Origin of the sequence: Cognatilysobacter bugurensis, from assembly GCF_014652095.1 — a bacterium.
Taxonomy (GTDB): Bacteria; Pseudomonadota; Gammaproteobacteria; order Xanthomonadales; family Xanthomonadaceae; genus Cognatilysobacter; species Cognatilysobacter bugurensis.
Genome location: NZ_BMYD01000003.1, coordinates 318,848 through 336,296, shown reverse-complemented (window position 1 = coordinate 336,296; position 17,449 = coordinate 318,848). Strand labels below are relative to the sequence as shown.

The window sequence follows — 17,449 nt, the reverse complement described above, 5'->3', positions numbered from 1 at the left end:
TCCGTCACGTGCGCGAAGGGTCGACTATCGGACGCGAAGACGGCGGGACGACGTCACTGAGCCGGCTCCAGCTGAACGGCGTCCGGCCGCAATGCCGGGCGCGGCTACCGGCCGTGCAAGCACTGCCGTAACAATCGGTCTGCATTTCGACCGGAGACGCCCGATGCCCCTTGCCCGCCCCCGCTGGATCGCCCTTGCCCTCGCCGCCGCGCTCGGCGCCACCGCAGTGCCCGCTGCCGCGCAGACGATCGGCTACAACCTGCGCACCGGTGACGTCTGGGTCGACACCCGGCTCGGGGAGATCAACGATTACGGCCGGCGCTACCGCGACCCGTTCGTCGATGAGTTGGCCGGCCACTACGGCGCGCCCCGCCCGCTGATCGTCGAACTGCTCGACCGGCGCGGCTGGGCGCCGGCCGACGTCTACTTCGCGTGTGCGATCGCGCATGCGCTGCGCCGGCCCTGCGTCGAGATCGTCCGCGAGTACGACCGCGACCCCGGCCAGGGCTGGGGCGCGCTCGCCAAGCGCATGGGCATCAAGCCCGGCTCGCCGGCGTTCCATGCGCTCAAGCGCGGCACGGTCGCGACCTACGATCGATGGGGTCACCCGGTCACGCTGGACCGCAACACGCGGGTCGACTGGTCGCGCGATCATCGCGGCTCCGACCGCGGGCCGAAGTCCCACGACCGCGGATCGGACCGCGACCACGGCAAGCCCGCGCATGCCGGCCGGGGCCACGACAAGGGCGATAAAGGCGGCAAGGGCGATAAGGGCAAGGGTCATGGCAACGGCCACGGCAACGGAAAGGGCGGCAAGGACTGACCGCGTCGCAGCGAACGCCACGGCGCCCGGTTGAGCGGGCGCCCAAGCCTGCTTCGGTGCGTGCGATTGGAGCGGCTATGACGCCGCTGCGGACACGGGCGCGTACTCAAGTGACGTCGCGTCCGAGCGTGGTTTCTACGAATTAACCGGCCGGCTGCGCCGCGGGCACGATCGCCTCGCGGCACGCGTCGAGCACCCGCCCGAGTGCAGGGCCAGGCGCCGTCGTCGCGAGGGTCTCGCCGCCGGCCTGCACGCGCAGGCGCGTGGCAGTGCGCAACCGCCCAACCAGCGGATCACGCGCGGGAATGCGTGCGACCAGGCGCGGTCCGAGCGCAGTGACACTGCGCACGGCCGGCAGTCCGCGGCGCAACCCGTCGGCGTCGAGCGTGATCACGCCGACGTCGGCGGCCACACCGACCGCATCGCGCTCGACCACCACCTCGCCACGCGCACCGTCGCAGGCCAGCGACAGCACCGTCTCGCTGTGCGGCACGCCCCACGCGGCCACCGGGCCGGGCTGCAGGAACCACTGACCGGCCGGCGCGGTTTCGTCGCGGACCGGCGGCGCAACGCCGGCGGCGTCGGGTCGCGGCGCCACGGCCGGCGCGGTGCGAAGCCCAGGCTCGTCCGGCACGGTCAGTGCCGCCTGCGCGGCCTCGTCCGCCTCGTTGTCGAACCCGCCGTCTTCGCGCTCGACGCAAGCGCCCAGTGCAAGCGCCGCGGCCAGGCAGGCGAACGCGCCCGCGCCGCGCCGGCCCTGCTCCGCCGCGCCATCGCTTGAAGCGCTGCTCGGATTTCGATCATTCGCCATTTCGACTCCTGTCGAGTGCCGCGCGTGCTCCGGCCGCGTCACATCGCGGAGAAGCGTTGCAGGCGCGGCGTCGCATCGGCGCGATGGGCGTGACAGGCTCTGCATGGACATGACGGAGGCCCCATGACGCTCGACTGGTATTTCGACTTCCTCTCGCCGTTCGCGTACCTGCAATGGCCGCGCGTGCGTGCGCTCCGGCGCCAGCACCCGATCGCGCTGCGCCCGGTGCTGCTGGGCGCGCTGCTCGCGCACCACGGCCAGCGCGGGCCGGCGGAGATCGCGGCCAAGCGCCGCTTCACGTACCGGCACGTGCAATGGCAGGCCGACCGTGCCGGCGTGCCGCTCGTGTTTCCAGACGCTCATCCATTCAATCCGCTGCCGGCCCTGCGGCTGTGCCTGCATGCCGATGCGTCAGAGGATGCGATCGACGCACTGTTCGACCATGTGTGGCGGCACGGGAGCCGCGCCGACGATGCCGCGTCGCTTGCACCGGTGGCAGCGGGGCTTGGCATTGAAGATCTCGACGCAGCGCTGATCGATCCGCACGCGAAGGCAGCGCTGCGTGCGAACACGGAGCGCGCGATCGTGCAGGGCGTGTTCGGTGTTCCGACGCTCGCGATCGACGACGAACGCGGGCCCGAGCTTTACTGGGGCGTCGATGCCACGGCGATGTTCGAGCAACGACTGGCGGACCCCGCGTACTTCGCATCAGAGGCAATGCAGCGGCTCGACGCGCTGCCGATTGCAGCACGGCGCGAGATGTAGTCGCACCGAAATGCATCGAGGCCGGCTAGCCGGCCTCGTCCGCTCAAACGTGTGCACTCACACTCAAACGCGCGCATCCAAATTTGGAGCCGCATGCAGCGCGTGCGGAATGGCACGCGCCGCACAGGCTCGGCGTTGGCGGATCGATCAGCCGGGCGAGCTTGGCGAACGCAGCATCGCCTTCGCCGCAGTCTTGACCTGCGCGTGCATCTCGAGCGCGCCGGCAAGCGCGGAGTCTTTCCAGTCCGCGTACTGCTCGTCCATTTCAGCAAGCTCCTGCGGGCTGAACATCTTGCGCGCCGCCGTGAACATCTGCGTCTCTTCTTCCTTGGCGTGGTGGACGATGAGCTCCTCGAGCACCGCGGCCGACCCCGCGAACTGGCGACCTTCGATGTCGGCCGCATGCAGGTCGGGCAGCACCGCTTTTTCCACCACGCGGTGTTCTTGCATCGCCTTCGCGAACAGCAACTGCTGCTCGTGGTTCGCGCGGTCGTTGAACGCGGGATAGAACTTCAGCTCTTCCCATTTCGCGTGTGGGATCAACACCGCTTCGATGCGGTTGAGCAGGTCTTTGCGCAGTTCGTCCTGCTCATCGGGCGTGGCGCTGAGCTGGCGGTGCAGGTCGCGAAGCTGGTCATGTTCGCGCTTGAGAGTGGCTAGGATGTCTCGCATGGCTCGTCTCCAGTAGGCAAAGCCATTCGAGCGCGCCCGAGGTCGCGCGGTCGTGAACGTAAACGCGGCCATTGCATGCGGCATGTTCACCCGCTGGCGCGTGCAATGCGGCTTCGTCCCGATGAGCGCCCTCGATGAGCGACCGCCGCATTCCTGCCGATCCCGAACGCGTGAACACGCACAGCGACGAAGAAGCCGCGTACTGGTGCAAGGAGTTCGACTGCACCCGCGACGAACTCCGCGAGGCGGTCAGCGCCGTTGGCGAAACCGCGCAGGACGTGCGGATGCACTTGAGCCAGCGCGGTCACTGACAGCAGAGCCGCTGTCGCCAGTGGCTCAGCTCTTTTCGCTTTCACGCAGGGCGTGCGCAATCGACTCGCGCATCACCGTCAGCGCGTTGTGCGCGACGCCCTCGCCTTCGGGCAGGCCGCCGAGTACGTCGGTCAACAGCTGGCGCCTGTCGATGCCCGGTTGCTTGGCGACCGCATCGGTCAGCGCGAGCACCGCCATCGCGATACCGACCGACATTTCACCCATCGCCTGGCCCACGACCTGGGCGACGGTGTTGACCACTTCATCATTCTTGTCCATGTGCATGCTCCCGATCGGCCGGACGGCCGCGGAGCGAGCCTACACATCCGCATGCTGCGGTGTCGTCATGGATGCGGCGCGCGCTCGAGGGCGAAGGCGTAGGGCGCGTCGAACCAGGGCGCATGCATGAGGCCGAGGACGGTCGTCTCGTCGATGCGGGCAAACACGTCGCGAATCGGCAAGTCCTCGTAGTCGAGCACGGCGGTCACGCGCCCGCGATGCTCGGCCGAGCGGACGCGCGCGTTCGGCCAGTGCGTGACAAGGCTCGCGCGCACGAGCGCGAACGCAACGCGCGCGCCCGGCCAACGGTGTGCGCGCAGGCGCACGGCGAGTCCGACGGGGAGCCGGCGCACGTCGAGCGCGACTTCCCCGCCGCGGCCGTCGGCAAACAGCAACGCGTGCGCTCGCCCGCCTGCGATGGCCTTGCCACGCCAACCGAAGCGCTCGAGCAGGCCGTCGAGCGGATGCCGACAGTGCAGCGGAATGCCGTGCCAGCGCCCGTGCAACTCGGCCGGAGCCACCGGCGCCAACGTGCCGAACCGCGCCTGCGCGTCGGCGCTCGTCGTGCCGGTTCGGCGCGCGGTTTCAAGCCATGCGCGGGCTTCGGACGGTGGACGGGGCTCGGACGCTTGCACCTGCGGGAGCATCGGCAATCGGCGCGGGCAGCACAAGGGCGGCCGCAGCCTGAGTGCGACCGCATTGCCCGCAGGCAACGCAGCATGAGCAGCCGGACGGTGCAGGCCAGCCGGTGTCGACGTGCGCATCACGGCGCGTGCGTGGAATAGTCGCGCCCATGAATGAGAACCCCACCATCGAAACCGCCGAATCGGTCATCGAGCACGCGCAGGCGATTGCGCGGCTCGACCCGACTCCAATCGGGGCCGACGCGTACGACGCGAGGGTCGCAGGCCACGTGCACGCAGCCCGCGTGCTCGCGGCGGCCTACGTGGACCCGACCCTCGACCGCGCGTTCCATCGCGCCTTACAGGCGGCCGCCGGCGCCTCGGACGGGGTGTACGTGCAGTTCGCCGACGGCGTCGCGCAGCTCATCGTGGACCCCCGCCACCAGGCAGCCCGGCAGCACCGCTTCGACCTGCTGAGCCCGGCGCAGGTGCAGCGACGCGGCGACGATCCCTACCTCGCCGACTGAGCCACCACTCACGCGACGGTGAGTCTGCCGAACGCCCGACAACGCGGCTGACGATTTGCAGCCACGGTGGTTGATGGTTCAGGCTTTACGGGGGTGCGTGCACGGTGCGCTCATCCGCGCTTCTTCACGCTCTGGCCCATGGGTTCGCTCACCCCCTCCTTCCAGCTCCACGACGTGCAAAGCGGCGACGCGCGCTTCTCGTCGGGTGCGCTCACGCTCGACACCCTGCGGGCGGTGCGCAACCTGAAATTTGCGCCCGAGGACCTCCAGCGCGTGCTCGCGACCGATCGCGACACCGTGCAGCGCGTGCTGCATCACGAGCAGGAAGTGCGCCCGGATTCCGACATGGGCGCGCACGCGCTGCGGCTCGTGCGCCTCAATCGCGCGCTCGGCGACGTGTTCGGGGCCCAGCACCGGGTGCAGGAGTGGCTGTCGACCTGGCACCCCGAGCTCGACGGCCGCCCGGGCGACCTGATCCACACGGCGGTCGGCCTTCAGCGCGTGCTCGCGCACATCGAGTCGCACGCCAAGGATTTCGCCTGGTAGTGCCGGCCGGGTAAGGCCTGCTCGGAGACGTTTGTGTGGCGAGGCTCAGCCCGGGCCGCAGCGATCGTGCACGATGCGCATGAGCCCGGCGATGTCGGCGGGCTTGTGGACCATGCCGCAGCCGAAGCGGCTGCGCAATGTCGCAGCTTCCTCATGGTCCGCCACGCCCGACACCACCGTTACCGATGCCGATGCGATATCTGGGTCGGCGTGCGCGCGCAGTCGCTCCAGGAATCCCCAGCCGTCCATGACCGGCATCATCAGGTCGAGCAGGATTACGCATGGCCGACCCATCACCGCGATCTTCTCGAGCCCCTCGGCGCCGTTCGCGGCAGTCTCGACGGCATAACCGTCGAGCTCGAACACGGCGCGGATCGTGTCACGAATGTCCGCGTCGTCTTCGATCACCAGCAGTGTGCGTCCGCTCATTCGATCACCTCGGGCGGCCGGCTCGGCAGCGTCACGCGGAACATGGTACCGGCGCCCGGCCTGGATTCGACTTCGATCGTGCCGTGCATTGCGTGCACGATCTGTCTGACCAACGCGAGGCCGAGGCCCACGCCGGGCACAGACTTGCGTTTGATCGGCTCGAGCTGCTCGAACGGCTCGAAGATGCGCTCCAGGTCGGCGGCGTCGATGCCGATGCCGGTGTCGCGCACTTCAACCGTATGGGTATGGTCGGCGCTGGAAACAGCGAGGGTGACGGTGCCCGCCTGCGTGAACTTCAGCGCGTTCGTGAGCAGGTTCGACAGCACGACGCCGAGCAGCCTGGGGTCGCTGTCGAGTGCGCGCAGCGGGCCCGGAGGCTCGAGCACCAGCTCAACGCCCGGCGGCACGGTTTCACTCTGCGCCTCGATCGCGTCGCGGGCGAGCGCGGCGAGGTCGACCCGCGTGCAGCGGATCTCCATCGCGCCACTTTCCACGCGCGTGTACTCGAGCAGCCCGTCGACAAGCGTGGTGAGGCGCTGCGAGCCCCGCAGCTGGCGGCTGATCGCGTCGCGGATCGGCACTGGCAGCGATTCCACCGGCTGCCGCGCCAGCAACTGCGCGTTGAGATGCAGCGTGGAGAGCGGGGCGCGCAGCTCGTGCGAGACAAGCGCGAGGAACGCGCCCTTGATCTCGTTCGCACGCTCGGCCTGCACACGCGCGGCATCGGCAGCCGACAGCGCGGCCCGGAGCGCGTGCGTCTTCGCCGCGACTTCGTGCGAGAGATCGCCGAGGTCGGTCGACAGGCTCTGCACACTGTCGCGGAGGATGTCGACCGCGCGCTTGGCGGCAATGAGGTTGCCGGTCCGCGCGAGCAGCTCCTGCGGCAGGAACGGCTTGGTCAGGTAATCCTGCGCGCCGGTGCTGAGCAGTTCGACGCGCAATGCATCGTCGGCGCGCGCGCTGAGCAGCAGGATCGGCGTCGCGTCGAACACCGACTCCTCGCGCAGCGCACGCACGAGCTCGTCGCCGCCCATGCGCGGCATCATCACGTCGGTGATCACGAGGTCCGGTCGCAGCGCGCGCGCGCGCTCGAGGCCGTCGTGCCCATCGACCGCGAGCGCGACGTTGTAGTGCTCGGTCAGCACGCCGGCGATGAAGGCGCGCAGCTCGGCGTTGTCCTCGACGAGCAGCACCTCAGGCCGGCCCGGCGCCGACGGCAGCGCCGCGTGGGAGCCAATGGCCGCGTCGGCCGAGAGCGCCTGTAGCGTGCCCGCGAGCGCGGGGGCCATCGTTTCGTCGCGGACGTGGGCCGACGCGGCGCCGGCCTCGGCCTCGGGCGCGATGCGCGGCCAGCTCGCGGCAAAGCGCGCGCCGCCGTCGGGCGCATCGGTGACGTGGATGTGGCCGCCGTGCAGATGGATGAACTCGCGCGCGATGTTGAGCCCGAGCCCGGTCCCGCCGTGCCGGCGCGTCGTGCCGCCTTCTGCCTGGCGGAAGCGCTCGAAGATCACCTCACGCTGCGAGGCCGGCACGCCGGGACCGCTGTCGTCGACGGCCATGTGCAGCGTGTCGCCGTCGCGTGTCAGGCGCGCACGCACGATGCCCCCGTCAGGCGTGAACTTGAACGCATTCGAGAGCAGGTTTACGAGCACGCGCTCGAGCTTGTCGGGGTCGATGCGCGTGTCGAGACGGTCGGGGACGTCGACCGTGAACTCGATGCCGCGCTGCTGCGCAAGCGAGCCAAAATGCGCGCAGATGCGACGGAACCAGCCGGCAAGTTCGATATCGTGCGCGTCGAGATGGCCTTGGCCGAAGTCGATCTTCGCCAGGTCAAGCAGGTCGTTGACGTGCTTGAGCAGCACCTGCCCGTTCGCGCGGATGTCGGCGATGCTGCGGCGCTCCGCCTCGCCGAGCGCGCTGCGCGTCAGCAGCTGCTCGGCGGGGCCGAGGATCAGCATCAGCGGTGTGCGCAGCTCATGGCTCACGTTCGCGAAGAACTGATTCTTGAGCTCGTCGAGCTCGCGCACCTTCGCGACCATCGCCTCGAGCTCGGCATTGGTGCTCTCCAGTCGGACTCGGCGTTCCTCCGACAGCCGCGCCGCGTGCACGACGGCCTCGATCTGCGGGCGCACGTAGAACAGCCCGATTGCAGTCGCTACGGATGCCGCGGCGGTGGCCGCCTTGAGCAGGCCCGAGGCGACATAGTCCGCGTTCCAGACGTTCCAGATCGCCATGTAATGCGTGGCACCGCACAGGGCAATGAACAGCCCGAACGCGATGAACACCGGACTGAACGGGAGGCGAATGCGTCGCACCAGCAGCCACAGGATCAGCGAGATGCTCACGTACGCGGTGCCGATCAGCAGGTCCGAGCCCACGTGCAGCCACAGCAGCCACGGAATCCACAAATAGCAGTGCCCGTGCGGCATGAAATACAAGCTCTTTTCGAGCATGTCCTGCCACCAGTTGGGCATGGGTGTCTCCTGCGTTGAACAGCCGCTGACACGGCATCGTCCGAGCGTAATCGAGATGAACGCGAGTGCGGTGTGCAGTTCCCGGCGGCACGTGCCGGGCCGTCAGCTGTATTCAGGGCTTGCGGGCGTCACCGCTTCGCTCTGCCACACTCACCCACCCGCTCCTGCGCCGGCCCGAACCCATGCCGCTGCCCTTACCCGCCACTGTCCTCGTCGTCGGCGCCGGCGATCTCGGCCTGCGTCTGACGCAGCGCCGCGCGGTGCGCGGCGACACGGTTCTGGCGGTGCGCCGGCGTGCGCAGCTCGCGGACGGACTGGGCCCGCTCGTGCACGCGCTCGGCGCCGACGTTGTGTCCGGTAACGGGATGGCCGCGCTGCCGCGCCGTGTCGACGCACTCGTGTTCTGCGCGGCGCCGGACCGCCGCGACGAAGCGGCCTATCGCGCCCTGTTCGTCGACGGCCTCTCGCGCGTGCTCGATGCGGTGCAGGCGCCGCGCATCGTGTTCGTCTCATCGACCTCGGTGTACGGCCAGGACGCGGGCGAACGGGTCGACGAGCGCACGATGCCGCAGCCGGCGGCGTTCAATGGCCGCGTGCTGCTGGAGGCCGAAGCCCGCGTGCACGCCGCCGGCGGCCGCGCGCTGCGCCTCAGCGGGCTCTACGGCCCGGGCCGGACGATGCTGCTGCGCCGCGCGCGCGACGGCGTACCCGGACGGGCGCACTGGACCAACCGCATCCACATCGACGACGCGGCGGCTGCGCTCGACACGCTGCTCGATGAACACGCATCCGAGCCCGTGTACTGCGGCACCGACGACATGCCCGCGCTGGAGCGCGACGTGCTGGGGTGGCTGCGCGACCGCGAGGGGCTGCCGCCGGTGCCGGCGCTCGAGGGCGCCGAAACCGGCCGGCGTGTGATGAATGCGCGCCTGCGCGGCATCGGCTGGACGCCGCAGCACCCGGACTGGCGCAGCGGCTACGCGGCGCTGCTCACCGACCGGAGTTGATGCAACCCCGCGGAGTCAGCAGTTCGCATGCACGCCGACCGTGCAGCGCTGCGTCTCCGGTCATCCGGCGCGCACATGCTCGACCGCGATGCCGATGCCCACGAGGATGAGGATCAGACCGCCGAGCACTTCCGCGCGCTTGCCCGCGAGCACGCCCAGAGCGCGCCCGACGAGCACGCCGAAAGTCACCATCACGAAGGTGCAGGCGCCGATCACCGCGGCGGCGACGCCAATCGGCACATCCACGAACGCAAGCCCCACGCCGACTGCGAACGCATCGATGCTGGTGGCCAGGCCCGTCAGCGGCACACGCCACCAAGCCGGCGACGCCGGCGCAGCGGTCTCGTCCACGGGTGCGAGGCCCGCGCGAATCATGTGCACGCCCAGCCCGGTCAACAGCACTAGCGCGATCCAGTGGTCCCAGGCCTCGACATGCCCCTGCGCGACCTGCCCGAGCCAGCCGCCGAGCAGCGGCGTGATCGCCTCGATGACGCCGAAGACCAGTCCGATGCGCAGGGCATCGATCAAGCGCGGTCGCGTCATCGCGGCGCCCTTGCCGACGGCGGCGGCGAACGCGTCGGCCGACATCGCCAGTCCGATGAAAAGGAGCGAGTACCAGCTCAAGCGCGGCCCGACGGCAGTGAAGCGACGCACAGGGTACTGGCCGCGCGGCTGCCCTGTCGCGACTCAGGCCAGCCGTGCGCCGCGCTCGCGCAGCAGCTCGCGCAGCACCCGGCGGTGACAGCGGGTCTCGTCTTCGCAGTAGCAGCCCACCGAAAAGTCGCCGGTGTGCGACAGCGCGGCGAGGGTCGTCAGCGCATGGGCAGCATCGCCGCGCGCCATCTCCCGCCGGTAACGGGCTTCGAACGCGCGCCAGTCGGCCGGGGTGCGCGCGGCCAGCCCGAGCTTCACGGCATCCGGCGAGGGGGCGAGCAGCGGCAGCCAGGTGTCGTAGTAATCGCGCGCGGCAAATTCTTCGCGCCGCACGCCGCGCGGCGGCCGACGCACCGTGCCGATGCGCACGCCCTCTCCGAGAATTCGCGGCGACCCGAGGCGGACGACGCGCACGACCACCGCGTCAGCTGCCTTCGTGCGCAGTGCGCGACGGCTCGATCTCGTCCCAGTCGTGGCCCATCGCGTTCGCGAACGCCCGCGCGCGGCGTCGCCACGGGGTGGACAGCTCGCGATAGCGGCGCAGGACCTCGTCGTGGTCGCGATCGGGCGCAATGCCGAAGCGGGCCAGGCACGACAGCGCCGCGGCGAAACGCACACGTGCCTCGGCCTCGTCCGCCGGCTCATCCCGATCGGGGTCGTCGCCCGGCAGCGCCGACGCGGTCTGTTTGAGCAGATCGGTGGCACCGCTGTACATCAGGACCACCGGCGCGGCGCGCGAGAGCGGCTCTCCGGCCACGCCGCTGCGCATCAACGTCACCGGCTCGATCGCGAGCAGCGCGATGCGCGCGAGCGCATAACGCCGGTCGGGCCAGCGGAAGTAATGCAGCACCGGATAGGCATGGTGCGACTCGAGCAGGTCGAGCAGGCCCAGACCGATCGCGGTGAGATCGCCGACGCGATCGGGCAGGCGGCCGTCGCCTGCGAGGTGTTCGAGCAGCTCGAGCGGATCGCCGCTTGCGCCCGACAGATGATGCAGCCCCTGCGCGAGCGCATTGCGGCGCTCGAGCGCGCCGTACACCGACATGAAATACGTGAGCGTCAGCGTCAGCACTGAAAACCCCACGAGCGCGGCGCCGACCATGACCGCGCGCGTGAAATCAGTGCGCGGCACGAGGTCGCCGGTGCCGAGTGTGGTGAGCGAATAGCCCGCAAAGTACAGCGCCGCATTGAAGTCGGTCGGCGTGGCGCCCTGCCCCGCCTGCACGCCCTCGCCCATCGACGGCCACACCAGCAGGGCGGTGCCGGTCACCAGCAGCGTGAACCACAGGCAGGCGGTCTGCACGAGCATGAGCGGCCCGCCGAGCGCGAGGAGCTTGTCGCGCCTATGGCCCCTGCGGCCCGACACGAGAATCAAAGCCCGCCAGGTCCACCGATTCAGGCGCGGCGTCAGCACGCCAGCGCCCGCACGCGCATAGAGCACGGTGAAGAAGACGTCCGCGAGTGCGAGCGCCACGAGCGCCGCCCCCGCCATGCGCAGCGCCAGGTCCATCGGCGCATTGTCCGCACCGTGCGTCAACGCCACGGCAGCGTCGGACACATGCGGGGTTGGCCGGCACTTGAACGCAGACGGCGTGCCGTCACGCGACCCCGATGCATCGCTAACACCGGCGCTGCCAACGTCGACGCGCACCCCAATGGAAACCCTGCAATGAGCCGCACGCCCGACGATGAACGTTCCAACCCGATCAAACGCGCGTTCGCCAAGTTCCTCGAGCGCGGCGACGTGAGCAAGCCGAAGACTCCGGCCGCAACCCCGCAGCCCACTCAGACGACGGCTGCGCGTCCCGCGCCGCAGGTGCAGACCGCGCGCCCCGATTCGGGGCCGACGGCGGCGCCACGTGCAAACGGCGCAACGTCCACGCCGGTCACCCGGAGCGCGGCGTCTGGCACGTTGGCCGGCGGCGCGACGCAAGGCGCGACCCACAACACGACGACCGGCACGCAGCCGCCGACGACTGGAGCGCTGAGGCAGCGCACCTACACTGTGCAGAAGGGCGATTCGCTGTCGAAGATCGCGCAGCAGGTGTATGGCCGCGCGGACCGCTGGCATGCGATCTTCGATGCCAACCGCGATCAGATCGAGGACCCGGACATGATTCACCCCGGCCAGGTGCTCGTGCTACCGAATGCCCCAAAGCTGCACTGATCCAAGCTTGTCTGACTCGGATAGATGCTGCAGCGGCACCGTCCTGCGGTGCCGCTGCAGCGTCATGTCGACACGCGTGGCGCACGCAACGTGAGGCCACCTTTGGTCTGCTCAGTCACCCGCTACACGCTCGCGCTTGAGCGCCGCATGACATGCGGCGCACACCGCCGTTGCTAACGTCGCCCGCATGCTGAGCGCGTCGATCGACAGGCTCGTGCCGTTCGACGGCCGGCCCTATGCACACGCGGCGGTCGCGCTCGTCGTGCTCGCGCTCGTGGCGTGGGCCACCAACTGGCTGATGCGCCACGTGCTGCTGCGTGTGCTCGGCCGCGTGCTGCAACGGCTCACGGGCGGCGGCCGGGAAGCGCTGCACGATCACGGCGTGCTGCGACGGCTCGCGAACATCGTGCCCGCCGTGGTCGTCTGGGCAAGCGTGCAATACATGCCCGATCTCGCGCCTGAAGTGCGCGTCGTCGTCGGCAACGTCGCACTCGCGTTTCTGGCGGTGGCCATCGCGCTCGCGCTGAGCCACCTGCTCGACGCCGTCAACGACTGGTACCTGCGCACGCGCGACCGCGCGCACGAACGGCCCATTAAGGGCTACGTGCAGATGGCGAAGATCGTCGTGTTCGCGATCGCCGCCGTCGTGGCCGTCGCCACGCTCGTGGACCGCTCCCCGTGGCTGCTGCTGTCGGGCTTCGGCGCACTGAGCGCGGTGCTGCTGCTCGTGTTCAAGGACTCGATCCTCTCGCTCGTGGCAAGCATCCAGCTCAGCACGAACGACATGGTGCGCGTCGGCGATTGGATCGAGATGCCCGCGCTCGACGCGAACGGCCACGTCATCGACATGGCGCTCAACACGGTCAAGGTGCAGAACTGGGACAAGACGATCACGACGATCCCGACCTACCGCCTGATGAGCGAGAGTTTCCGTAACTGGCGCGGCATGCAGGAATCGGGGGCGCGGCGCATCAAGCGTGCGCTGCTGATCGACCAGAGTTCGGTGCGGTTTCTCGACGCGTCCGAGCGCGACGCGCTGCGCGCTATCTCGCTCATCGACGACTACCTCGAGCGCAAGTGCGAGGAACTCGCCGAGCACAATGAGCGCCTCGAGGCGGCCGGCCGGCACCCGGTCAACACGCGCCGCGTGACCAACCTCGGCACGTTCCGCGCGTACGCCTGCGCGTATTTGCGCGCGCATCCGCGCGTCGACCACGACCTGATGTGCATGATGCGGCAGCTCGAACCGGGCCCGACCGGGCTGCCGCTCGAGGTGTACTGCTTCACGGTCGACACCGGCCTGGCCGACTTCGAGGCCACGCAGGCCGACATCTTCGATCACCTGCTCGCGGTGCTGCCCGCGTTTGATCTCCGCCTGTACCAGCAGCCCGGTGGTGCGGACGTGGCCGCGTTCCTCGAAGGCCGCGGGGCGCGCGTCGGCGAGGCCTGAGCGCGCGTCATGCGACCGGCTGCGCGGCCGGCATGGCGGTGTCGACCTCAACCACGTGCACGGGCACCTGCACGGTGAAGCACGCGCCGCGGCCCAAGCCGTCGCTCGCGGCCGTCACGCGGCCGCGGTGCAGCTCCACGAGGTGGCGCACGAGCGCAAGCCCGACGCCGAGCCCGCCTTCGCGGTGCGTCGGCGCGGTGTCGGCCTGGGCGAACAGTTCGAACACGCGCGGGAGCATCGCCGGGTCGATGCCGATGCCGTCGTCGCGCACCGCGAGCACCGCGTGCCCGTCGACCGTATCGAGCGACACCGAGAGCGCGCCGCCCTCGGCCGTGTAACGCGCCGCGTTTGCAAGCAGGTTCGCGATGACCTGCGTGAGCCGCGCGGCATCGCCCCATACCGGCACGACAGAAGCAGGCAGGTGGGTGTCGAGGCGGTGCCGCTTGCGTTCGATGAGCGGCGCGATCTCTTCGATCGCCCCCTGCACCACCGCGCGCAGGTCGAGCTTCGCGCAGACGAGCTGCAGGCTGCCGCGGCTGGCACGCGCGACATCGACGAGGTCGTCGACGATGCGCGCGAGCTGGGCGGTTTGGCGATGAATCACGTCGCCCAGCTGGCGACCGCGCTCGCCGTCTCCACCGCCGGCGCGCAGCACCGCCGCGGCGTGCGCGATCGGCGCGAGCGGGTTGCGCAATTCGTGCGCCAGCATCGCGAGGAAGCGGTCCTTCTCGCGCGCCTCCTCCTGCAATGCGTGCACCGCACGCTCGCGCTCGGTGACGTCGGCGCCCTGCACGAAGATGCGCGCGACCTCGCCACTCGTCCCGTCGACGATCGGCTGGAACACCAGGTCGACATAGCGCTCGGCGACTGCCCCGTTCGCGTCGATAACCTGCGCCGGCATCGCGCGTCCGACGAACGCGCGGCCCGTCGTACGAACCTGGTCGAGCAACTCGAGGTAGCGCCGGCCGTCGATGCGCGGCAGCGCGCGGCGCAGCGAGCGGCCCACAAGCCCGCCGCGCCCCACGAGCGATTCGTATGCGCGATTCGCAAGCTCGTACACGTAATCCGGCCCACGCAGCACCGCCATGAAACCGGGCGCTTCGTCGAAGAGCTGGCGCAGCGAATCCAGCTCGCGCCGGTGCATGAGTTCGGCGATCACGCGCTCGGTCGTGTTCACGGTCAGGCACTGCATGCCGCTGATGCCGCCGTCGCCGTCATGCAGCGGCGAGCACGCGATCGTGTGGCAGTGCTGCGTCGCGGCGCCGTGGGTTTCGCGCCGCAGCGGCATGAACCCGCGGAACGCGGGTCGACCCGTGAGTGCGGACGCCGCGTCCGGGCGCACGTTGTCCCAGGACTCGGGCCCGACCTGTGGCAGCGGCCGATCGAGCGCCGCCGGATGGCCGCCGTCCATCATGTCCGCGCAGGCGTCGTTGTAGAGCAGGCACAACGACGGCCCCCACGAGATCGAACGCGGCTCACGCGGGGCGAGCACTCCCGGCACCGCGCTGCGAACCGCCAAAGAGCGAGCACCGGGCCGGGCGATCGGCGTCGTTTCCCAGGAATGCGACTGCATGCGTGCGCTCATCGCGGTGGTCACGTCGAACAACGCGGCCGTGCTCATCGCGGCTCCTTCGCGCCGCAGTGATGGCGCTCATGGTGCTCGAGCGTACCGCCGATCGCGGGCCGATGCCCGCGTTGCGCATGTCCACTCTTTGAAACATGCACGCCGCGGGCCCGCGTTTGCGCCCGGCCTTCCGGAAAAAAGGGCTGTTCCGCCGCTTACAAGGCATCCCCGACACACGTGCGTCGATGTCGATCCGGCCCGTTCGATGCCGACGCATCATCGACGGGGTCGACGTGGCTCAATAACTTGCCTGCCAGATCGGCACGTCGAGCGCTGATCCGAGTTGCTTGGCCGCGTCGAGCACCGCATCGCCGTGGCCGTGATCGAGCACGTTCACGCGCGATCCGTCGGCGAATACGAGGTTGAGCTCGTGACTCGTGAAGCTCCCCGCGCCGCCACTGCTCGAACTCGAACGAATGCGCTCCTGCAGCACCTGCAGCGCATGGATCGACGCCAGCGGGCCCTGCACGTCGCGCGGCCCGCCACGGCTTCGGTGCGTCTTGCCGCGAAAGTACACGCCGGCGCGGAGGTCGAACGTCAGCGGCGCCTCGCGCTTGAGCAGGAAGAGGCCGGCAAAGACGAACAGGCTGCCGACCGCGGCGAACAGCAGGCCGCCGAACTGCCCGTCGAGAAACAGGATCGACAGGCCGATCAGCACGAACAGCGCGCCGAAGCCCGCGAACGCACCTGCGAACGCCATGCCGCCGGCCGAGTGCTTAACGCACAGCGCGCCCGGCGTCGCGACCAGCTCGTGCGTCTTGAAGTTCGCGCCGCCGGGCTTGGTTGGATCCCAGCTCGTTTTCTGTGCCACCGGATCGTCGGTGTCCGCAAGCTTGAGCTCCATGCGGTTGAGCCGGATGGTTGCGACGGCGGACATGTGGCGCTCCCTGTTGGCCCTGGTCGAGGCAGGCCAGCATCGTCGACGAGGCCGACCTGGCGCCAAAGGGTGTCTCGTCGCGCGCCTTCGTTGAGCCGTAGGACCGCCGTCTCGCGACTCGCTCGGTACGCCGCGCTGACGCGCCGCTCGCCCTGCGCTAACGCTCGATGCGGGAGGCTGGTCCCGTGCCGCCGCCACCGGTGGCCATGCAACAGGAGATCGTCATGAGCAAGAAGAAGAACCTCGACCCGAACAATCCGCAGCTGAGCCAGGCCGTTAACCAGGGCCGCATCAACACGCAGACGCAGCGGGACGCGCAGAAGGCGTACAAGGACAACTTCAGCGACCAGTCCGAAGGCGCGAAGAGCGAAGGCCAGCCGACCGCGATGCACGGGCAGGGCGCCGGCTTCAGCCGCAACAAGCAGTAACAGGCGACCGCGCCACGCCGCCCAGTCGCGGCGTGGCCGCCGCACTCTGCTTGGTGCATGAAGCGCGCCTACACCGGCCCGCGCGCACACTCCAACGGGCCGGTCCGTCGGACTGCCCCATCCCCAGGTGACCCATGCCCCTGATGCGCAAACTCGTCAAACTTGCCGTTGGTTACGCGGTGACCAAGGCACTCGCCAAGCACGGCGGCCCGAAGGGCCTGCTCGACAGCGTCCTCAACTCCGCCAGCCGCGCGGGCAATCGCGACGATCGCATGCATCGCGGTGGCTACCGTGCGCCGGGGTCCAAGCGCGGCGACGGGCGACGCTGATCGCGGGCTCGTGCGCGCCGCGTTGAAGCAACGCGTCCGCGCGGTCATGAGTTAATCGTGAGCGGCCCGGTTGATGCCCGTCGATCGTAATCGACACGCGATCTCGCCAGTCAATCTCGGCGCGGCCGCTAAACAAGATCGTTGCCGGCGCACCCCGGACGAACGAAATAGAAAAAAGCCGCCGGTCACCCGGCGGCTTTTCGCGTCGTGCAGCCGCGTGTTTTGCTTACTGCACCGGCGCCGGCTCCTCGTGCGCCGCGTCGTTGGCTTCCTGCGCGGCGTCCTTCGCCTCTTCGGCGGCTTCGGCGGCCTGCTCGGCGGCGTCGCCGAGGTCGTCGCGCGGCAGACCGTCGACGCCAGCGGACGCCTGGGTCTGGGCGGCAGCATCGGCGGCGGCAGCGGCGGCCTCCGCGGCAGCTTGGGCGGTGTCCGCGGCAGCGGCATCGCCCGTGGCGGCGGCGCTGCTTGCGGCTTCCTGCGCCTCGCCTGCGGCTTCTGCGGCTTCGGCCGCGGCGTCGTTGCCTGCGTTGTTGCAGGCGCCGAGCGTCAGACCCAGCGCGAGGGCGAGCAATACGGGACGGATGTTCATGGCGGGTCCTTGAATGGTTCGCGCGCTCGATGCACGCGAGCGTAAGGATCGCGACCCGCCGTA

The 17,449-nt window shown here is 69.8% G+C and carries 22 protein-coding genes; 10 read left to right on the top strand and 12 right to left on the bottom strand.

Annotated features, from left to right (window positions below; genetic code table 11):
- Positions 1-163: 163 nt before the first annotated feature.
- Positions 164-823: a hypothetical protein gene (locus tag IE075_RS11025; RefSeq protein WP_189456475.1), complete on the top strand. Its 660-nt coding sequence runs from the start codon at positions 164-166 to the stop codon at positions 821-823.
- Positions 824-965: 142 nt separating this feature from the next.
- Here IE075_RS11025 and IE075_RS11020 read toward each other — a convergent pair whose 3' ends face one another.
- Positions 966-1,634 carry a hypothetical protein gene (locus IE075_RS11020; RefSeq protein WP_189456473.1) on the bottom strand — a complete coding sequence of 223 codons (669 nt, stop codon included), beginning with the start codon at positions 1,632-1,634 and terminating at the stop codon, positions 966-968.
- Between the two features lie 123 nt (positions 1,635-1,757).
- Between IE075_RS11020 and IE075_RS11015 the strand changes: the two genes are divergently transcribed.
- Entirely contained in the window at positions 1,758-2,399 is a 642-nt protein-coding gene (locus IE075_RS11015; protein ID WP_189456471.1) for a 2-hydroxychromene-2-carboxylate isomerase, read from the top strand.
- A 147-nt stretch (positions 2,400-2,546) separates the two neighbouring features.
- On the opposite strand, the gene IE075_RS11010 is transcribed toward IE075_RS11015, so the two are convergent.
- Entirely contained in the window at positions 2,547-3,071 is a 525-nt protein-coding gene (locus IE075_RS11010; RefSeq protein WP_189456469.1) for a hemerythrin domain-containing protein, read from the bottom strand.
- Between the two features lie 134 nt (positions 3,072-3,205).
- On the opposite strand from IE075_RS11010, the gene IE075_RS11005 reads away from it, so the two are divergent.
- Positions 3,206-3,382 carry a DUF3606 domain-containing protein gene (locus IE075_RS11005; RefSeq protein ID WP_189456467.1) on the top strand — a complete coding sequence of 59 codons (177 nt, stop codon included), beginning with the start codon at positions 3,206-3,208 and terminating at the stop codon, positions 3,380-3,382.
- Positions 3,383-3,407: 25 nt separating this feature from the next.
- Here IE075_RS11005 and IE075_RS11000 read toward each other — a convergent pair whose 3' ends face one another.
- The gene (locus IE075_RS11000) at positions 3,408-3,662 is read right to left on the bottom strand and encodes a hypothetical protein (protein WP_189456465.1); all 255 of its coding nucleotides are present in this window, start codon (positions 3,660-3,662) and stop codon (positions 3,408-3,410) included.
- Positions 3,663-3,727: 65 nt separating this feature from the next.
- Entirely contained in the window at positions 3,728-4,309 is a 582-nt protein-coding gene (locus IE075_RS10995) for a DUF4334 domain-containing protein (RefSeq protein WP_189456464.1), read from the bottom strand.
- Positions 4,310-4,455: 146 nt separating this feature from the next.
- Between IE075_RS10995 and IE075_RS10990 the strand changes: the two genes are divergently transcribed.
- Both IE075_RS10990 and IE075_RS10985 read left to right on the top strand, forming a co-directional pair.
- Positions 4,456-4,812 (top strand): hypothetical protein, encoded by a 357-nt coding sequence (locus IE075_RS10990; protein WP_189456462.1) that lies wholly within the window; start codon positions 4,456-4,458, stop codon positions 4,810-4,812.
- 138 nt (positions 4,813-4,950) lie between these two features.
- Positions 4,951-5,358: an antitoxin Xre/MbcA/ParS toxin-binding domain-containing protein gene (locus IE075_RS10985; RefSeq protein ID WP_189456460.1), complete on the top strand. Its 408-nt coding sequence runs from the start codon at positions 4,951-4,953 to the stop codon at positions 5,356-5,358.
- A gap of 45 nt (positions 5,359-5,403) precedes the next feature.
- Here IE075_RS10985 and IE075_RS10980 read toward each other — a convergent pair whose 3' ends face one another.
- Positions 5,404-5,787, bottom strand: coding sequence for a response regulator (locus tag IE075_RS10980; RefSeq protein WP_189456458.1), 384 nt, complete (start codon positions 5,785-5,787; stop codon positions 5,404-5,406).
- Positions 5,784-8,261: an ATP-binding response regulator gene (locus IE075_RS10975; protein WP_189456457.1), complete on the bottom strand. Its 2,478-nt coding sequence runs from the start codon at positions 8,259-8,261 to the stop codon at positions 5,784-5,786. The genes IE075_RS10980 and IE075_RS10975 overlap by 4 nt, the downstream gene beginning before the upstream one ends.
- A 182-nt stretch (positions 8,262-8,443) precedes the next feature.
- On the opposite strand from IE075_RS10975, the gene IE075_RS10970 reads away from it, so the two are divergent.
- Positions 8,444-9,268 (top strand): NAD-dependent epimerase/dehydratase family protein, encoded by an 825-nt coding sequence (locus tag IE075_RS10970; RefSeq protein WP_189456455.1) that lies wholly within the window; start codon positions 8,444-8,446, stop codon positions 9,266-9,268.
- A 60-nt stretch (positions 9,269-9,328) separates the two neighbouring features.
- Here IE075_RS10970 and IE075_RS10965 read toward each other — a convergent pair whose 3' ends face one another.
- The 3 genes from IE075_RS10965 to IE075_RS10955 all read right to left on the bottom strand — a co-directional run bounded on the left by IE075_RS10965 (position 9,329) and on the right by IE075_RS10955 (position 11,480).
- Entirely contained in the window at positions 9,329-9,892 is a 564-nt protein-coding gene (locus IE075_RS10965) for a manganese efflux pump MntP (protein WP_189456453.1), read from the bottom strand.
- Between the two features lie 63 nt (positions 9,893-9,955).
- A complete protein-coding gene (locus tag IE075_RS10960) occupies positions 9,956-10,336 on the bottom strand; it encodes a DUF488 domain-containing protein (RefSeq protein WP_484484282.1) in 381 nt (126 codons plus the stop codon).
- 10 nt (positions 10,337-10,346) lie between these two features.
- Positions 10,347-11,480 (bottom strand): potassium channel family protein, encoded by a 1,134-nt coding sequence (locus IE075_RS10955; RefSeq protein ID WP_189456448.1) that lies wholly within the window; start codon positions 11,478-11,480, stop codon positions 10,347-10,349.
- A gap of 111 nt (positions 11,481-11,591) precedes the next feature.
- On the opposite strand from IE075_RS10955, the gene IE075_RS16005 reads away from it, so the two are divergent.
- On the top strand, positions 11,592-12,089 hold the full coding sequence (locus IE075_RS16005) for a LysM peptidoglycan-binding domain-containing protein (RefSeq protein ID WP_189456446.1): 498 nt from the start codon (positions 11,592-11,594) through the stop codon (positions 12,087-12,089).
- A 187-nt stretch (positions 12,090-12,276) separates the two neighbouring features.
- Complete coding sequence (locus IE075_RS10945) at positions 12,277-13,539, top strand: mechanosensitive ion channel family protein (protein WP_189456444.1); 1,263 nt, start codon at positions 12,277-12,279, stop codon at positions 13,537-13,539.
- 7 nt (positions 13,540-13,546) lie between these two features.
- Here IE075_RS10945 and IE075_RS10940 read toward each other — a convergent pair whose 3' ends face one another.
- Both IE075_RS10940 and IE075_RS10935 read right to left on the bottom strand, forming a co-directional pair.
- Positions 13,547-15,160, bottom strand: coding sequence for a PAS domain-containing sensor histidine kinase (locus IE075_RS10940; protein ID WP_189456443.1), 1,614 nt, complete (start codon positions 15,158-15,160; stop codon positions 13,547-13,549).
- Between the two features lie 241 nt (positions 15,161-15,401).
- Entirely contained in the window at positions 15,402-16,040 is a 639-nt protein-coding gene (locus tag IE075_RS10935; RefSeq protein ID WP_189456441.1) for a hypothetical protein, read from the bottom strand.
- 224 nt (positions 16,041-16,264) lie between these two features.
- On the opposite strand from IE075_RS10935, the gene IE075_RS10930 reads away from it, so the two are divergent.
- Both IE075_RS10930 and IE075_RS10925 read left to right on the top strand, forming a co-directional pair.
- Positions 16,265-16,468, top strand: coding sequence for a hypothetical protein (locus IE075_RS10930; protein ID WP_189456438.1), 204 nt, complete (start codon positions 16,265-16,267; stop codon positions 16,466-16,468).
- A gap of 134 nt (positions 16,469-16,602) precedes the next feature.
- Positions 16,603-16,797 carry a hypothetical protein gene (locus tag IE075_RS10925; RefSeq protein ID WP_189456436.1) on the top strand — a complete coding sequence of 65 codons (195 nt, stop codon included), beginning with the start codon at positions 16,603-16,605 and terminating at the stop codon, positions 16,795-16,797.
- 226 nt (positions 16,798-17,023) lie between these two features.
- On the opposite strand, the gene IE075_RS10920 is transcribed toward IE075_RS10925, so the two are convergent.
- On the bottom strand, positions 17,024-17,386 hold the full coding sequence (locus IE075_RS10920; protein ID WP_189456434.1) for a hypothetical protein: 363 nt from the start codon (positions 17,384-17,386) through the stop codon (positions 17,024-17,026).
- Positions 17,387-17,449: the final 63 nt, after the last annotated feature.

What these genes read in the sequence shown, in the direction of transcription:
- IE075_RS11025 (WP_189456475.1), top strand. Translation starts at nt 164, where the DNA reads ATGCCCCTTGCCCGCCCCCGCTGGATCGCCCTTGCCCTCGCCGCCGCG.
- IE075_RS11020 (WP_189456473.1), bottom strand. Translation starts at nt 1,634, where the DNA reads ATGGCGAATGATCGAAATCCGAGCAGCGCTTCAAGCGATGGCGCGGCG.
- IE075_RS11015 (WP_189456471.1), top strand. Translation starts at nt 1,758, where the DNA reads ATGACGCTCGACTGGTATTTCGACTTCCTCTCGCCGTTCGCGTACCTG.
- IE075_RS11010 (WP_189456469.1), bottom strand. Translation starts at nt 3,071, where the DNA reads ATGCGAGACATCCTAGCCACTCTCAAGCGCGAACATGACCAGCTTCGC.
- IE075_RS11005 (WP_189456467.1), top strand. Translation starts at nt 3,206, where the DNA reads ATGAGCGACCGCCGCATTCCTGCCGATCCCGAACGCGTGAACACGCAC.
- IE075_RS11000 (WP_189456465.1), bottom strand. Translation starts at nt 3,662, where the DNA reads ATGGACAAGAATGATGAAGTGGTCAACACCGTCGCCCAGGTCGTGGGC.
- IE075_RS10995 (WP_189456464.1), bottom strand. Translation starts at nt 4,309, where the DNA reads ATGCTCCCGCAGGTGCAAGCGTCCGAGCCCCGTCCACCGTCCGAAGCC.
- IE075_RS10990 (WP_189456462.1), top strand. Translation starts at nt 4,456, where the DNA reads ATGAATGAGAACCCCACCATCGAAACCGCCGAATCGGTCATCGAGCAC.
- IE075_RS10985 (WP_189456460.1), top strand. Translation starts at nt 4,951, where the DNA reads ATGGGTTCGCTCACCCCCTCCTTCCAGCTCCACGACGTGCAAAGCGGC.
- IE075_RS10980 (WP_189456458.1), bottom strand. Translation starts at nt 5,787, where the DNA reads ATGAGCGGACGCACACTGCTGGTGATCGAAGACGACGCGGACATTCGT.
- IE075_RS10975 (WP_189456457.1), bottom strand. Translation starts at nt 8,261, where the DNA reads ATGCCCAACTGGTGGCAGGACATGCTCGAAAAGAGCTTGTATTTCATG.
- IE075_RS10970 (WP_189456455.1), top strand. Translation starts at nt 8,444, where the DNA reads ATGCCGCTGCCCTTACCCGCCACTGTCCTCGTCGTCGGCGCCGGCGAT.
- IE075_RS16005 (WP_189456446.1), top strand. Translation starts at nt 11,592, where the DNA reads ATGAGCCGCACGCCCGACGATGAACGTTCCAACCCGATCAAACGCGCG.
- IE075_RS10945 (WP_189456444.1), top strand. Translation starts at nt 12,277, where the DNA reads ATGCTGAGCGCGTCGATCGACAGGCTCGTGCCGTTCGACGGCCGGCCC.
- IE075_RS10940 (WP_189456443.1), bottom strand. Translation starts at nt 15,160, where the DNA reads ATGAGCACGGCCGCGTTGTTCGACGTGACCACCGCGATGAGCGCACGC.
- IE075_RS10935 (WP_189456441.1), bottom strand. Translation starts at nt 16,040, where the DNA reads ATGTCCGCCGTCGCAACCATCCGGCTCAACCGCATGGAGCTCAAGCTT.
- IE075_RS10930 (WP_189456438.1), top strand. Translation starts at nt 16,265, where the DNA reads ATGAGCAAGAAGAAGAACCTCGACCCGAACAATCCGCAGCTGAGCCAG.
- IE075_RS10925 (WP_189456436.1), top strand. Translation starts at nt 16,603, where the DNA reads ATGCCCCTGATGCGCAAACTCGTCAAACTTGCCGTTGGTTACGCGGTG.
- IE075_RS10920 (WP_189456434.1), bottom strand. Translation starts at nt 17,386, where the DNA reads ATGAACATCCGTCCCGTATTGCTCGCCCTCGCGCTGGGTCTGACGCTC.